Source organism: Hoyosella subflava DQS3-9A1, from assembly GCF_000214175.1.
Classification (GTDB): Bacteria; Actinomycetota; Actinomycetes; order Mycobacteriales; family Mycobacteriaceae; genus Hoyosella; species Hoyosella subflava.
This window is the reverse complement of the sequence record NC_015564.1, coordinates 4,164,041-4,179,080: the sequence shown is the minus strand read 5'-3', so window position 1 is coordinate 4,179,080 and position 15,040 is coordinate 4,164,041. Positions and strand designations below refer to the sequence as shown.

The window sequence follows — 15,040 nt, the reverse complement described above, 5'->3', positions numbered from 1 at the left end:
GCCGGCGTGCCCCTGGAGCTGTATTGCTAACCTCCGGGGGCACGCCACTCCAGCGTTTGCCCCAATGTCCCGAAAGGACGTCCTGAATGACGGCAACCGTGCAGCAGGCCAGGCCGAAAGTTGCGGATCAGGCCAACCTACTTGATCTCATCGATGCTGCTGCAAAGGCTGTGACGAGGTCCAGCCGGGATGACCTGGCGCTGAGGTTATCCAGCATCCGGGAGCGCGTCAGCGACTCGAGGCTGCGGGTGGCTGTTGTCGGCGAACTGAAGCAGGGGAAGAGCCAGCTCGTCAACTCTCTGATCAACGCCGGCGCGTGCACGGTGGGCGACGACGAGGCCACGGCTGTGCCCACGCAGGTCCACTTCTCGGAAACAGCGTCTGCTGCGCTCGTTGTGGGGACTGGTGGAGGTGCGGTCTCACGCGTTGCGGTAGATCTGGCTGACATACATCGCATCACGCCGACAACCCCGATGGCCAAGGGGCAGCCGGTATTGCGCCTCGAGATCGGGGTGCCATCGGCAGTCTTGCGGGAGGGCTTGATGCTGATCGACACGCCGGGTGTCGGTGGCCACGGAAATCCGCATCTCGCGAGCACCCTCGGTCTGCTGCAGACGTCCGACGCCGTGTTCTTCGTGACGGATGCGAGCCGCGAACTCACTGAGCCGGAGACTGACTTCTTGCGTCAGGCTGCTGGTGTGTGTCCGGCTGCGGCGTGCATCGTCACTAAAACCGACCTCTACCCGCACTGGCGTGAAGTTGTCAATGCAGATCGTGCGCACCTGGCAAAAGCGGATATCGACCTACCGGTGCTGCCCGTTTCTGCTCTGCTCCGCGGTTACGCGCTTGAGCGGCGGGATGAAGCGCTGAACCTGGAGTCCGGCTTCCTCGAGCTGTTCAGGTTTCTGCGTGATGACGTCGCGCAGACGGTCTCAGCTGCGCTGCGTCGCCTAGCAGGGTACGAAGTGAGCGCCGCGATGGAGCACTTGATTTTGGGGGCGCGATCGGAACTCGCGACACTGCGAGATCCGGCCCGGCACGCGGAGCGGCTCGCCGAACTCGAAACGGCGCGCAGCAGGGTTGAAGAACTCCATAAACGTTCCGCGTTGTGGCAGCAAACGCTGAACGACGGGGTGGGGGACCTCGTGGCAGACATCGAACACGACCTGCGCGATAGGCTGCGCCACGTTCAGCGGGCCGCAGAGGAAACGGTGGATTCGACCGATCCTGGACCGGCGTGGGAGGAACTGGGTGAGTGGCTCCAGGACCAGGCGGCTAAGGCTGTTGGTGACAACTTCGTCTGGGCACATGAGCGGTCGCTCTGGCTAGCTGAGCAAGTGGGCGAACACTTCGCGCTCGATCACACAGTGGACTTACCCGACCTCGAAGTCAACGACGTCGAAGGACTGCTCGAGCCGGTCGCGGACCTCGCGGTGATCGAGTCAGGCAAGCTCGGAATCACCGACAAGGTGATGGTGGGGATGCGTGGCTCATATGGCGGCATCCTGATGGTGGGACTGGCGGCGACCCTGGTCGGGATGGCGCTGATTAACCCGTTGTCGCTGGGTGCCGGAGTGATCTTCGGCCGACGTGCTTACCGGGAGGACATGGAAAATCGTCTGCAGAAGCGCCGGGCGGACGCAAAGATGGCGATCCGTCAGTACGCGGATGATGTCGCATTTCAAACGGGCAAGGAATCGCGTGACAGGCTGCGGCATGTTCAGCGCCAGTTGCGTGATCATTTCACGGCGATCGCGGGCCAGACGCTTCGCTCACTGAATGAATCAGTGCGGACAGCTCAGGATGCTATCAATTTATCGAAGCGCGAGCGGGAGTCGCGCATCGCGGAACTGGAACGCGCACTGATTGACTTGTGCCAGCGGAAAGAATCTGCCCAGAGACTCGTGGCGAAGTAGGGACAAATGGCAGGATGTCAGCTTTCAGATGTCCGCGAGCTCATATCGCGAGCACTCCACATCTACCGAGGTAAGCAGTCGCTGAGGGACATGCTTGGGGAATGTGAGGAACGGACCAGGCAGCCGCTCCGCATCGCTTTCTCAGGTTCCCTGAAAGCGGGCAAGTCGACCCTCTTGAACGCCTTGGTCGGTGAGGAGATCGCTCCGGCTGACGCGACGGAGTGCACGAAAGTCGTCACGTGGTATCGGCACTCCCGCGTCCCGGTCGCTACCGCGTGGCACGATGACGACGGAACACACCGATCCTCCCCGGTCGTCTTGGACCGCAGCGGCGGCGACCTGACATTCGGTCTCGGCTCGCTCTGCGCCTCGCAGATCGACTGCATCGAGGTCGGCTGGCCGTCTGAAAGTCTCGAAACGACAATGCTGATCGACACGCCGGGGACGTCGTCGCTGTCCCGGGATGTGTCAGAGCGGACTCTGCGGCTGCTGACGCCCGAGCAAGGGCCGTCGGAGGCAGACGCGGTTATTTACCTTCTTCGCACTCTCAACGACGCTGACTTGCGTTTTCTGCGTGAAATCGGTGACCGGCTCGGTGGCAATGCGGGACCGCTGGGAGTGATAGGTGTACTCGCACGGGCGGATGAGGTGGGTGCCGGGCGGACTGACGCGCTCGCTTCTGCGCGCACGATCGCGGACAGATTCGCGCGCGAGCTAGAATCCACAGGTTTGTGTCAGGCGGTGGTTCCAGTCTCGGGCCTCGTCGCGCTGGCTGCCCGCACGCTGCGCGAATCGGAGTTCGCGGCGTTGAGCCAGCTCAGCCGAGAGGAGCCCGCCAATCTTGATCTGGCACTGCTATCTGCCGACCGATTTGTGCGCTCGCCGGAGCTGACGGTGAGCAGCGAAACGCGTGCCGCGCTTGCACACCGCTTCGGAGTTTTCGGCATCCGGGTGGCGATCGGACTGTTGCGGGAAGGTGTGGACACCGCGACGGAACTCGCATCCGCGCTGCTGACTGTGAGTGGTGTTTCAGAACTCACTGAGGCCATCGATGTGCACATACGCCAGCGTGCTGAGCAGCTTAAGGCGCACGCCGCGCTCGTTTCAGTGCAGGACATCCTGGTGCGGGCCCCGATGCAGGGTTCCACCGAGCTTCTCAGTGAGGTGCAACGCTGGCTGGCCGACGACCATGACTTCGAGGAACTCCGAGTTCTGGCGCGCTTACGTGGGGTCAGCTCTGGGTCGCTTGCCGCAAACGCGCGCGAGTTGCAGCGGATACTCGGCGGCACCGGAACCGCGTCAGAGGTGCGCCTCGGGGCACCTGCCGGATCCTCACCCGAAGCGATACGGAAGCTGGCGCTCGATTCGGTGCGGCGGTGGCGCGGCCTCGCTCAGCATCCGTTGAATGATCCCTTTGCAGCGGCAGCGTACCGTTCCGCGGCCCGGAGTGCTGAAGGGATCCTCGAACGTACGCAGCGCGGTTAGGGCCGGGCTCTGAGGCCCGCTTCAGTGCCTTCTATCCATGCGGTGACCGGCTTGGTGAACATCAGCAAGACGGCTGTGGCGGTGAAAGCCACGTGTGCTGCGAGTGCGTATTTTGCAACATCGACGCCCGTGCCAAGCTCGCCGGTGAGGGCTGCGTGGAGCATGTCATACGCGAGGTAATCCACGATGATTCCAGCAGCCGCCAGAATCGCGAGTAGCACCCGAGCTTTGGCCTTGCCTATTAGGAGGCTGCGCAGGGTCAGCAGCTGGATCAGAACTATCGCGACGCCAGCGCCCCCGATGCTCAGCACAGCGATTTCGACAGCATGGGCGACATCCGTCGCGCCTGCGCTGTCGATGAGTTGCGCAGTGCGTTCCCGTTCAGCGCTCGCGGCAATCGCGAGGACAGCATCGAGGCGGAGTGTGATCAGGAAGCAAGCGGTGAGAAATCCAGCGAAGGCGAGGAGCCAGAGCGCGAGTACGGCGGTGAGTCGGGCTGGTGCCGTGGGTTTTTCGCTGATCGGCGGCGGTGCTACGTCGAGCGAGGGGCGAGGGGGCGCGGACCGATTCTCAGGCACCCGACCATCATGGCAGTTCGACGCTGTGCGTCGGGGAACATTTCTTCAGTCTCGCACGTTAACCCTACTGAACATTGAGTGACAATGACTCAACTATGGTGGTTGAGGCCACCTGGATACCCTGAGTTGAGTCGTGTACGCTCACCTTAGAGCTGTTGACAGCCTAACTAGAGGAGGAAACTATGGCGCGTGCGGTCGGAATCGACCTCGGCACCACGAACTCGGTTGTGTCGGTACTTGAGGGTGGTGACCCGGTCGTCATCGCGAACTCGGAAGGCTCGCGAACCACCCCATCGGTGGTTGCGTTCGCCCGTAATGGCGAGGTTCTCACGGGTCAGCCCGCGAAGAACCAGGCAGTCACGAACGTTGATCGCACGATCCGCTCCGTCAAGCGCCATATGGGCACCGACTGGAAGCAGGAGATCGACGGCAAGTTCTACACTCCGCAGGAGATCAGCGCCCGTGTGCTCATGAAATTGAAGCGCGACGCGGAAGCGTATCTGGGTGAGGACATCACTGACGCTGTGATCACGGTGCCCGCGTACTTCGAGGACTCGCAGCGTCAGGCGACCAAGGAAGCCGGGCAGATCGCGGGCCTTAACGTTCTGCGGATCGTCAACGAGCCCACGGCGGCGGCGCTAGCTTACGGTCTCGATAAGGCGGGCAAGGAACAGACCATCCTCGTCTTCGACCTCGGTGGCGGTACGTTCGACGTTTCGCTGCTCGAGATGGGCGACGGTGTTGTTGAGGTGCTCGCGACTGCTGGTGACAACCACCTTGGTGGTGACGACTGGGATCAGCGTGTCGTCGATTGGCTTGTCAACAAATTCAAGATGCAGAACGGCATTGATCTCACCAAGGACAAGATGGCGATGCAGCGGCTCCGTGAGGCTGCTGAAAAAGCCAAGATCGAGCTGTCTTCAGGCCAGAGCACGACCATCAATCTCCCCTATATCACTGTTGATGCGGAGAAGAACCCGCTCTTCCTCGATGAGCAGCTGACGCGTGCGGAGTTCCAGAAGATCACCTCAGATCTGCTTGATCGCACACGCGCACCGTTCCAGCAGGTGATCAAGGATGCTGGCATGTCCGTTCAGAACATCGATCACGTCGTTCTCGTCGGCGGTTCGACTCGGATGCCGGCAGTGGCAGACCTGGTTCGCGAACTGAGCGGCAAGGATGCCAATAAGGGTGTCAACCCCGACGAAGTGGTAGCGGTCGGTGCTGCTTTGCAGGCCGGTGTGCTGCGAGGCGAGGTCAAGGACGTCCTTCTCCTGGACGTGACACCGCTTTCCCTCGGTATTGAGACCAAGGGTGGTGTGATGACCAAGCTGATTGAGCGAAACACAACCATTCCGACGAAAAAGTCAGAAGTGTTCACCACTGCTGAGGACAACCAGCCCTCGGTTCAGATCCAGGTGTACCAGGGCGAGCGTGAGATCGCGTCGCACAACAAGTTGCTCGGGTCGTTCGAGCTGACGGGTATTCCGCCCGCGCCGCGTGGTGTGCCGCAGATCGAGGTGACCTTCGACATCGACGCCAACGGCATCGTGCACGTGACCGCTAAAGACAAGGGCACAGGCAAGGAAAACAAGATCCAGATCCAGGGCGGCTCAGGCTTGTCCCAGGAAGAGATCGACCAGATGATCAAGGACGCTGAGGCGCACGCGGAAGAGGACAAGAACCGCCGCGAGGATGCCGAGGTCCGGAACCAGGCCGAGTCACTCGTCTACCAGACTGAGAAGTTCGTCAAGGAAAACGAGGATAAGGTCGCAGGCGACGTCAAGACGAAGGTCGAGGATGCGATCAAGGGAGTCAAGGACGCTCTTGCTGGCACCGATACCGAAGCGGTGAAGTCGGCCGTGGAGAAACTGGGCACCGAGTCACAGGCGCTTGGCCAGGCGTTGTACGAGTCAGCTGCTCAGGATTCAGCTGCCGGTGGCGCAGCGGGTGCTGACCAGGGTCAGCCGGGTCAGGACGATGTTGTGGATGCCGAGGTTGTCGACGAGCCAACGGATAAGGACAACAAGTGACAGAACGAGAGGCACGTGATCAGGAACCGGTAACGATCACCGACAAGCGGAAGATCGATCCAGAGACTGGCACGGTCCGATCATCTGACGCTGAGCAGGAAGTGTTTGATCCGGCCGACTCCTCAGCGGTCCCAACTGGGACCGCTGAGGGGGACGTCCCCGCCCAGGTGACCGAGGAAGACACCAGTGCGGGTGTAGATGTGGGGGAGGCTCCGTTCGAGGAACTCGCCCGCGTTGCAGCTCAGCTGGAGGAGCGGACGACAGACCTGCAGCGTTTGCAGGCGCAGTTTGCAAACTACAAGCGTCGTGTCGCGCGGGACGAGCAACTTGCGGCCGAGGCGGCACGGGCCAAGGTGCTGACCGAGCTACTGACCGTGCTCGATGATCTCGAGCGGGCTCGCGCCCACGGAGATCTCGACTCGGGTCCGCTCAAGGCCGTTGCTGACAAATTGCAGACCGTGCTCGTCGGTCAGGGCCTTGTCCCGTTCGGTGCTGAGGGCGAAGACTTCGATCCTGAATTGCATGAGGCGGTTCAGCATGAGGGCGATGGCGCAGATCCGGTGATCGGGATGGTTCTGCGCCAGGGGTATTCACTTGGTGATCGCGTGCTGCGGCACGCGATGGTATCGGTCGTGGATCGCTCTTCATCGCACGACAAGGCTGACGCTGACGTAAGAGTCAGCTCCGCAGAGGAAGACTGAAACCGCACTAAAATGGGGCGGCATTCTGGAGGAGGGAGGGACGCCCAGTGACACAGCGTGAATGGCTGGAGAAGGATTTCTACAAGGATCTGGGCGTCTCCTCAGAGGCTTCCCAGGACGAGATCAAGAAGGCGTACCGCAAGCTGGCCCGCGACCTTCATCCTGATGCCAATCCTGGTGACAAACAGGCTGAAGAACGATTCAAAGCGGTCTCCGAGGCCTACAGTGTGCTGGCTGACCCCGCCAAACGGAAAGAGTATGACGAGGCGCGTCGGCTCTTCGCGACTGGCGGGTTCCGCCGACGGGGTGGTTCGAGCGGCCGCAGCGCGTACGGCGGATTCGAACCCGGTGACACTGGAGTCAGCGGTGACTTCAACGTAGGGGACATTTTCGGGGGCGGGTCCGGGGGCCTCGGCGACATCTTCGACGGTCTGTTCAACCGCAGTGCAGCGCGGTCGAGTGCAGCGAGTCGTCCGAGGCGCGGCAACGATCTCGAACTCGAGACGCGGCTGACGTTCCGCGACGCTGTGCTGGGTGCGGTTGTCCCACTGAAGTTGACGAGCCCGTCGTCATGCACGACGTGCCACGGCAGCGGCGCGAAACCGGGTACGAGTCCACGTGTGTGCCCGAACTGCAATGGCAGCGGAATTGTCAGCTCCAATCAGGGGGCATTCGGTTTTAGCGAACCGTGCCTCGATTGCCGCGGTACGGGCTCCATCATCGACACTCCCTGCGTGGACTGCCGGGGGTCAGGGGTGTCCACGCGCACCCGAACGATCACCGTCCGGATACCTGGCGGTGTCGAAGAGGGGCAACGGATACGGCTTGCCGGGCAGGGCGAAGCTGGCATGCGGGGCGCGCCCGCCGGTGATTTGTACGTCACCGTGCACGTCGACCCCCATCACGTCTTTTCGCGCTCGGGGAACGACATCACGCTGACTGTGCCGGTTGCGTTTGCTGAACTTGCACTTGGAACGACGGTTTCGGTTCCTACGCTGGAGGGCCGTGTGCGAGTGAAGGTCCCTGCGGGTACCGCGGACGGCCGGACCTTCCGTGTTCGCGGTAAGGGCGTGCACCGCAAAAATGGCACCGTCGGCGACCTACTTGTGACTGTGAAGGTGGCCGTGCCTCCGGAGCTTGGCGCCGACGCGGTTGAGGTGCTGGAGAAGTATGCAGCCGCAGAACGTGCCAGCGGGTTTGATCCGCGCGCGGGTTGGGCAGGTGCGCAATGAACGAACGGTTAGATCCCCACGCTGGCGGTCAGCCTCACAGTGGTTCGCGAGGCTCCGCGGAATCAAACGCTGCCTTATTCGCGATCTCGGTGGCAGCAGAACTCGCGGGAATGCATGCTCAGACGTTGCGTACCTACGACCGGTTAGGCCTGGTGACCCCGCACCGCACTACTGGCGGTGGCAGGCGATACTCCGAGCGTGATGTCGAGCTGCTTCGCGAAGTGCAGCGTTTGTCTCAGGAAGAGGGGGTCAATCTTGCCGGAATCAAGCGGATCATCGAGCTCACGAACCAGGTCGAGGCCTTACAGTCGCGACTGACCGAGCTGATGGATGAGGTTGCGCGGTTGCGTCAGCGCAGAGGCGAACTCGTTCCGTTGCCCCGCAGTCAAGCGCTCGTCGTCTGGAAACGACGTAATCAATAGCGGCACTTCGTCTCGCGGGCCCGCGTCGGCTGTCATTTAGATGAACGACAGCGGTTTATGATGTGATTTTGAACTCAATCACTCCTGCTTGCCCCTAAGATTAGGGGCAAGCAGGAGGTGTGTCGTGCAAAATACCGACGTGATGAACAGTCGGGCGAATGGCAAACCGGGGCGACGAGGCCCAGGCGGAAAGCTGACGCGCGAGGCGATTGTCTCGGTAGCGCGCACTTTGATCGACGACGAAGGGCCTGACGCGCTTTCCATGCGCCGCCTCGCGGGTGTCGTCAACAGTTCGCCGATGGCGCTCTATCATCACGTCGACGGCAGGGCGGACCTATTGGCCGCGATCTTCGCACAGATCTGCGATGAAGCGCCGCGCCCTGATTTGCCAGACGACCCGCTTGAAAAGATGGTCAAGCTGACGGAGCTTGGTCAGCGTCTGCTGCACGACCATCCCTGGACGCTCGAGATTCTCAGCACAGATTTGGCGCTGTGTCGCGAGACGCTCTGGTACGTCGAAGAGTTCCTCAGCGCAGCGTGCGCGGCAGGGTGCACCGAAAAGCAAGCCGTGTCGATCTATCTGACGACCTGGAACCTGATTATTGGCAACGCGGTCATGCGGAAGAACCGGGAAGCCGTGCGGACGTCCAGTGAGGACGGATTGCCAGCACCGCTTGACGTCAGCGACTCGGCGGACTTGCCGCGATGCCAGACTTTGGTCAGTGATTGGCCAGCGCTGGCGGATTCTCATGATCTGCGGGGTGGGCTCGCACCAATGCTAGCGGCCCTGGTCAGCGAGGCGACGGCGCCAGTCGCCGCAAGGGCTGGATAGTCTTCGCCAGAATTTCCCAGAGTTGAGTGGAACAGACTCAACCTTTTGTGCGTTGGAGTTATTAGGATCGGACGCGTCACGCGCCGATCGTCTTCTGTGTAGCTTCAAAGTCACAAGGGGTGTCATCGCATGGAGTCCTTCTCGCCCACCACAAAAGTACAAGCGGCGTTGTCGACCGCGATGCAGGCAGCATCGGCGGCAGGTAACCCTGACATCAGGCCAGTACATCTTCTCGCCGCACTTTTAGACCAGGCCGATGGCGTGGCGGCGCCCTTACTCAAAGCTGTGAGTGCCGACCCGGGCAGCGTGCGGGCGGAAACTGCAGCCCTCGCCGATCGCTTGCCGGTGGTAACGGGCTCCTCGGTGGCCACTCCGCAGCTGAATCGAGAGGCGCTCGGAGCTATCACCGCTGCACAGAAGCTCGCCACCGAGCTCGACGACGAATATGTGTCCGCGGAGCATGTCCTCGTCGGGCTGGCTGAAGGTGACGGCGACGTCGCGCGGCTTCTGCAGCGCCATGGGGCGACGCCACAGGCGCTGCGTGACGCATTCACTGCGGTTCGCGGAAATTCTCGAGTGACAAGTCCGGACCCCGAGGGGACCTATCAGGCGCTGGAAAAGTACAGCACAGATCTCACGAAACAGGCTCGCGAGGGCAAGCTCGACCCCGTGATCGGACGCGACAACGAAATCCGTCGCGTAATTCAGGTACTGTCCCGCCGGACTAAGAACAACCCGGTACTCATCGGCGAGCCTGGCGTCGGTAAGACAGCGATCGTCGAAGGGCTCGCGCAGCGCGTCGTCGCAGGCGACGTGCCAGAGAGTCTGCGCGGCAAGACAGTGATCGTGCTGGACTTGGGTTCGATGGTGGCGGGCGCTAAATACCGCGGTGAGTTCGAGGAACGTCTGAAGGCTGTTCTTGATGAGATCAAGAAGTCCGCAGGCCAGATCGTTACGTTCATCGATGAGATGCATACCATCGTCGGCGCTGGCGCCACCGGCGAATCCGCGATGGATGCAGGAAACATGATCAAGCCGATGCTTGCCCGGGGCGAGCTGCGCATGGTCGGCGCGACAACTCTCGACGAGTATCGAAAGTACATCGAAAAGGACGCGGCACTAGAGCGCCGCTTCCAGCAGGTACTCGTTGGCGAACCCTCCGTGGAAGACACCGTCGGGATCCTCCGCGGACTGAAAGAGCGTTACGAAGTCCACCATGGTGTCCGGATCACGGATTCGTCGCTCGTCGCGGCCGCAACGCTTTCTGACCGGTACATAACGTCACGATTCTTACCCGACAAAGCGATCGATCTCGTGGACGAGGCAGCATCACGGCTGCGGATGGAGATCGATTCGCGTCCGGTTGAGGTGGACGAAATAGAACGCGCTGTCCGGCGGCTCGAAATCGAAGAAATGGCCCTCACCAAGGAGACGGACGAGGGATCCAAAGATCGCCTCGAAAAGCTGCGTAAGGAACTCGCCGATGCGCGTGAACGGCTTTCTGAACTCACCGCGCGGTGGCAGAACGAGAAAAAGTCAATCGAATCAGTCCGGGAAATCAAGGAACAGCTCGAGAATCTGCGCGGTGAGTCCGAGCGGGCGGAACGTGACGGCGATCTTGGCAAGGCCGCTGAGCTGCGTTACGGTCGCATTCCGGAGCTCGAGAAGCAACTCGAGGCTGCCGAGGCCGCGTCGCATGGTGGAGATTCCGGCGAGGTCATGCTGAAGGAAGAGGTCGGCCCAGACGATGTTGCGGACGTCGTGTCGGCCTGGACAGGCATCCCAGCTGGCCGTCTGATGGAAGGGGAAACCGCAAAGCTTCTCCGCATGGAGGACGAACTGCGTCACCGTGTCGTCGGTCAGGATAATGCGGTCCAGGCGGTTTCTGACGCGGTTCGTCGCGCACGCGCGGGTGTCGCGGACCCAGACCGTCCGACTGGGTCGTTCATGTTCCTTGGGCCCACCGGTGTCGGCAAAACAGAATTGGCAAAGGCACTCGCCGACTTCCTTTTTGATGACGAGCGCGCAATGGTCCGCATCGATATGAGCGAGTACAGCGAGAAGCATGCGGTGGCTCGGCTCGTGGGAGCCCCTCCCGGATACGTTGGTTACGAAGCGGGTGGTCAGCTTACTGAAGCAGTGCGTCGCCGTCCTTATACGGTGGTGCTATTCGATGAGATCGAGAAAGCGCACCCTGATGTTTTCGATATCCTGCTCCAGGTCCTTGATGACGGTCGACTCACTGATGGCCAGGGACGCACAGTGGACTTCCGGAACGCGATTCTCATACTCACGTCGAATCTGGGGTCTGGCGGATCCGACGAGATGGTTATGGCCGCGGTTCGGAGCGCATTCAAACCGGAATTCGTTAACCGCCTCGACGACATCGTCATCTTCCGGTCGCTTGCACAGGATCAGTTGGAAGCCATCGTTGAAATTCAGCTGAGGCTGCTGCGTCATCGGCTGGCTGGGCGCCGCCTCGACCTTGCGGTATCCGAGCGCGCACGCGAATGGCTGGCGCGCCGCGGATACGACCCGGTATATGGTGCACGGCCGTTGCGCCGGCTGATTCAGCAATCCATCGGAGACCAGCTCGCGAAGCTGATCTTGTCAGGGGTAATTCACGACGGCGACACCGTGCCGGTGAATGTTTCCGTCGACGGGGAAAGCCTGGTTCTTGGCTAGAGAGCGCCATTGAAAGTCTCGAAACCGCAGCGAAAGCATTTCACCCTGAGTATTTGCTGAGGAGAAACCACAGCGGCGCTCTCAGCTGCAGCTACGATTGCCGCGATGGCTGTGATGTGGTTTCTCCTTGGTGGTATGGCCCTGATCGGGGCCATCATAGTGCTGCGCATCGACAGTCGCCGGCGGGCTTGGCAGAGAAAGGTGCGAAGCATCTGGGGTGCCCGCCGGGGGCTCGAGTTCACGCGCAAGGTGCCGCGTATCGCGGTGCAGTGGCGATTTGGCACGGTCGGGCGGCATACGCTGACCGACGGCCGCAATGTCGTCCAGGGGGTGCCCCGATTGTCGCGTGACGAGGGGTGCCAGGAATTGTTGTTCGACCTCGATGATGCTGCGACGATTTTGGCATTCGAGGTGCCGATCGAAGCGGGGATCGCCTTCGAAGTAGTTCGGACTGACCCTGAAGGCCGCCCAGCACCCGCGATTGCTGCCAGGCCAGCTCCTGGCACATCGCCAGTGGCTGTCATTGGGGAGTGGACCATCTACTCGGACGACGTCGAAGCGGCGCGGCGCGCTGCTGACCTGAGGCTCGTATCGTTCCTCGACGCTGTTCCAGCGTGCGTCGACGTGATCTGGGCTGAGGCTGACTGGGTGCTCGCGAGTATGGACCCGGGAATGAGCTGGGCGGAGTGGGACGCCGCCGAAGAGTGGCTGACGAGGTTTGCGGGGCTGATGCGGGTTCTTCCGCCCGCCCGCGCAGTGGCAGTGCCCGTGGCCTGAGAACTTCCCAGCGTCTTGCCACGGGCCTCCGTGGCAAGACGCGATATCCTGGCGCAATGATGCGACCAGTAGCGCTTGTCACAGGACCAACATCGGGACTAGGTGCGGGCTTCGCACATCGACTGGCCGCCGCGGGTTACGACCTCGTGCTGGTTGCGCGCGACGAAGAACGGCTCGAGCAACTCGCTGCGGAACTCCGCGAAGAGGGAGCCGATTCGGAACTGCTGCGCGCAGATCTCTCCACCGCTGACGGCCGTGAAGCAGTGATCCTCCGGGCCCGTCAGGGCGTCGACTTTCTGGTGAACAACGCGGGCTTCGGGACCTCAGGAGAGTTCTGGACAGCGGACCCAGCCGTATTGCAGGCTCAGCTGGACGTCAACGTAACGGCAGTCATGCAACTCACCAGGGCTGTCCTCCCGGGCATGATCAAAGCTGGTCGGGGATCGATCATAAATGTGGCCAGCGTCGCTGGCCTTCTCGCTGGCAGGGGGTCCACTTACTCGGCGAGCAAGGCCTACGTCATTTCCTTCACCGAGGGCCTCGCCGGCGGTCTGGCTGATACCGGGGTCAAGATTCAGGCGCTGTGCCCGGGATTCATCCGGACGCAATTCCATGAACGCGCAGGAATCGACATGGCATCGGTCCCCGATTTTCTGTGGCTTGACGTCGAGTCTGTGGTGCGGACCAGCCTCGACGATCTCAGCAAGGGCAAGGTAATCAGTATCCCGGGGGTGCAGTACAGGGCGCTCACGGCTGTCGGCAAGGTCATGCCAAAGTCCCTCGTGCGCCGGGGCGCGGGCGTCTTCGGGAAAGGTCGCGGACGAACCTAGTACGCTCTGTTCCGCCAGGCACCAGCGTTGAGGAGAGTCGATTGGCTGTCGATCAGAAGACCCGGGATGAACTAGCAACTCTTATTCGGGACCGGGCAGTTGTGCACGGGCGGGTGACGCTCTCTTCCGGACGCGAAGCCGATTATTACATCGACCTGCGGCGTGTGACGCTGCATCATCGGGCCGCGCCTTTGATCGGGAAGGCGCTGCGTCAGCTCACAGACGACTGGGAGTTCGATGCTGTTGGTGGCCTCACACTCGGAGCGGATCCAGTCGCGGCGGCCCTCATGCATTCGCCAGGGCGGCCGGTTGACGCGTTTGTGGTGAGGAAGGCCGCAAAGGCGCACGGTATGCAGCGTCAGATCGAAGGGCCGGATGTCGAAGGGCGCCACGTGCTTGTCGTCGAGGACACGACGACTACTGGCAATTCACCACTGACCGCCGTGAAAGCTCTCCGCGCGGCTGGTGCGGTCGTGGTCGGTGTCGCCACGGTCGTCGACCGAAACACGGGTGCGCGAGAGGTCATCGAAGCCGAAGGGCTGACGTATCGGTCCCTGTTCGATCTCGAGGACATCGCGATCCCGTCACAAGGATGATTCTCGCGCCCCCGGGTTCTCCGCATGGCGCCGCGAATTTGTCACGAAAAGGCCAGTGTTCCTGTGCGGAGCCGAGCGGGTTCCTACTCTGTAGTAATGGCGAACTGTCAGCTGGAAGGTATTTCTGGGCCGCTACGGCGGCCTGAGAATGATCCGGTCTCTGTTGCTGGGGTCAACCCGCACAGGGATCGTCTCCCCAGGCGCATACAGCTTCTCCTCGCCCTCCGCTATGTCGGTGACGAGTGTGCCGCTGTACGGCTCCATCCCCGGGATAATGATATCGAGAGTGAGGGCAGTCGGACTCGTGCCGAAATGGCGTTTTGCTTCGACGGCGCGGACGCCCGCGACGGTCGCCCAGCCTTCGAGACCCTCATGCATGATCCGGCGATCCCTTCGTGTAGGGCGCTGCGCCCACGCCATGCCGGCACCGAGAGCCGCTGCGTACGCAGCGATCAGACCGCCCATCTGCCAGCCCACGGTCTCCTGAGGCGATCGTGGAGCGATGTGGGCGATCCACACGACCAGGATGACGACATAGATCGCGGTGATTGATAAGACTGTGTGGGTTACGCGCGTATGGTTCATTGGCGCCTCCGGGCCCTTGCCAACAAGATTAGTCCGAAATTACTGGGAGAAGCATCACAGGAAGCCAACCAGGAAGGCAGGTGCGACGAACGTCCAGTAGGTTCCTCAGGGCAGAGCGTGCCGTGTTGGGAGGTGTGCTGACAGGCGAGTAGCCTGTATCCGCTGAGGTGGCGGCGGTAACACGGTGAGCGAGAGCAGCGATTTATTCAGAGGGCGGCACGAGTCACTATCCTGAGCGAGAGTGGTACGCGCCCCCAGAGCGGAGAAGAGAGTTCGCAGTTGAGGTCCGCTTGGTGCGATGGACAGCAGGGAGTTGCAGTGGAGGGGGACGCTCTCTGCAAGATCATCAGTGCGTGTAGCTCGGAGAA

Annotated in this window: 13 protein-coding genes; 11 read left to right on the top strand and 2 right to left on the bottom strand. The window is 61.7% G+C overall.

The window, feature by feature from the left end; translation table 11 throughout:
• Positions 1–86: 86 nt before the first annotated feature.
• Positions 87–1,916 (top strand): dynamin family protein, encoded by a 1,830-nt coding sequence (locus tag AS9A_RS19535; RefSeq protein WP_013808867.1) that lies wholly within the window; start codon positions 87–89, stop codon positions 1,914–1,916.
• 6 nt (positions 1,917–1,922) lie between these two features.
• Positions 1,923–3,401 carry a dynamin family protein gene (locus AS9A_RS19530; protein ID WP_041451232.1) on the top strand — a complete coding sequence of 493 codons (1,479 nt, stop codon included), beginning with the start codon at positions 1,923–1,925 and terminating at the stop codon, positions 3,399–3,401.
• Here AS9A_RS19530 and AS9A_RS19525 read toward each other — a convergent pair.
• Positions 3,398–3,979, bottom strand: coding sequence for a hypothetical protein (locus tag AS9A_RS19525; RefSeq protein ID WP_013808865.1), 582 nt, complete (start codon positions 3,977–3,979; stop codon positions 3,398–3,400). The genes AS9A_RS19530 and AS9A_RS19525 overlap by 4 nt on opposite strands.
• A 182-nt stretch (positions 3,980–4,161) precedes the next feature.
• On the opposite strand from AS9A_RS19525, the gene dnaK reads away from it, so the two are divergent.
• From dnaK to pyrE, 9 genes are all read left to right on the top strand, one after another.
• Positions 4,162–6,012 (top strand): molecular chaperone DnaK, encoded by a 1,851-nt coding sequence (dnaK, locus tag AS9A_RS19520; protein ID WP_013808864.1) that lies wholly within the window; start codon positions 4,162–4,164, stop codon positions 6,010–6,012.
• Complete coding sequence (grpE, locus tag AS9A_RS19515; RefSeq protein ID WP_013808863.1) at positions 6,009–6,713, top strand: nucleotide exchange factor GrpE; 705 nt, start codon at positions 6,009–6,011, stop codon at positions 6,711–6,713. Before dnaK ends, grpE begins: the two co-directional genes overlap by 4 nt.
• A gap of 47 nt (positions 6,714–6,760) precedes the next feature.
• A complete protein-coding gene (dnaJ, locus tag AS9A_RS19510; protein ID WP_013808862.1) occupies positions 6,761–7,945 on the top strand; it encodes a molecular chaperone DnaJ in 1,185 nt (394 codons plus the stop codon).
• Positions 7,942–8,367, top strand: coding sequence for a heat shock protein transcriptional repressor HspR (locus tag AS9A_RS19505; protein WP_013808861.1), 426 nt, complete (start codon positions 7,942–7,944; stop codon positions 8,365–8,367). Before dnaJ ends, AS9A_RS19505 begins: the two co-directional genes overlap by 4 nt.
• A 124-nt stretch (positions 8,368–8,491) precedes the next feature.
• Complete coding sequence (locus tag AS9A_RS19500; protein ID WP_013808860.1) at positions 8,492–9,199, top strand: TetR/AcrR family transcriptional regulator; 708 nt, start codon at positions 8,492–8,494, stop codon at positions 9,197–9,199.
• A gap of 129 nt (positions 9,200–9,328) precedes the next feature.
• Entirely contained in the window at positions 9,329–11,884 is a 2,556-nt protein-coding gene (clpB, locus tag AS9A_RS19495) for an ATP-dependent chaperone ClpB (protein WP_013808859.1), read from the top strand.
• A 105-nt stretch (positions 11,885–11,989) separates the two neighbouring features.
• On the top strand, positions 11,990–12,661 hold the full coding sequence (locus AS9A_RS19490) for a type III secretion system chaperone family protein (protein ID WP_013808858.1): 672 nt from the start codon (positions 11,990–11,992) through the stop codon (positions 12,659–12,661).
• A 59-nt stretch (positions 12,662–12,720) separates the two neighbouring features.
• Positions 12,721–13,491: an SDR family NAD(P)-dependent oxidoreductase gene (locus tag AS9A_RS19485; RefSeq protein WP_013808857.1), complete on the top strand. Its 771-nt coding sequence runs from the start codon at positions 12,721–12,723 to the stop codon at positions 13,489–13,491.
• A gap of 41 nt (positions 13,492–13,532) precedes the next feature.
• Positions 13,533–14,087 carry an orotate phosphoribosyltransferase gene (pyrE, locus tag AS9A_RS19480; RefSeq protein WP_013808856.1) on the top strand — a complete coding sequence of 185 codons (555 nt, stop codon included), beginning with the start codon at positions 13,533–13,535 and terminating at the stop codon, positions 14,085–14,087.
• A gap of 132 nt (positions 14,088–14,219) precedes the next feature.
• Here pyrE and AS9A_RS19475 read toward each other — a convergent pair whose 3' ends face one another.
• Positions 14,220–14,672 carry a hypothetical protein gene (locus AS9A_RS19475; RefSeq protein ID WP_013808855.1) on the bottom strand — a complete coding sequence of 151 codons (453 nt, stop codon included), beginning with the start codon at positions 14,670–14,672 and terminating at the stop codon, positions 14,220–14,222.
• Positions 14,673–15,040: the final 368 nt, after the last annotated feature.

Coding starts and splice junctions, on each gene's coding strand:
- AS9A_RS19535 (WP_013808867.1), top strand. CDS start 87: ATGACGGCAACCGTGCAGCAGGCCAGGCCGAAAGTTGCGGATCAGGCC.
- AS9A_RS19530 (WP_041451232.1), top strand. CDS start 1,923: ATGGCAGGATGTCAGCTTTCAGATGTCCGCGAGCTCATATCGCGAGCA.
- dnaK (WP_013808864.1), top strand. CDS start 4,162: ATGGCGCGTGCGGTCGGAATCGACCTCGGCACCACGAACTCGGTTGTG.
- AS9A_RS19505 (WP_013808861.1), top strand. CDS start 7,942: ATGAACGAACGGTTAGATCCCCACGCTGGCGGTCAGCCTCACAGTGGT.
- clpB (WP_013808859.1), top strand. CDS start 9,329: ATGGAGTCCTTCTCGCCCACCACAAAAGTACAAGCGGCGTTGTCGACC.
- AS9A_RS19490 (WP_013808858.1), top strand. CDS start 11,990: ATGGCTGTGATGTGGTTTCTCCTTGGTGGTATGGCCCTGATCGGGGCC.
- AS9A_RS19485 (WP_013808857.1), top strand. CDS start 12,721: ATGCGACCAGTAGCGCTTGTCACAGGACCAACATCGGGACTAGGTGCG.
- AS9A_RS19475 (WP_013808855.1), bottom strand. CDS start 14,672: ATGAACCATACGCGCGTAACCCACACAGTCTTATCAATCACCGCGATC.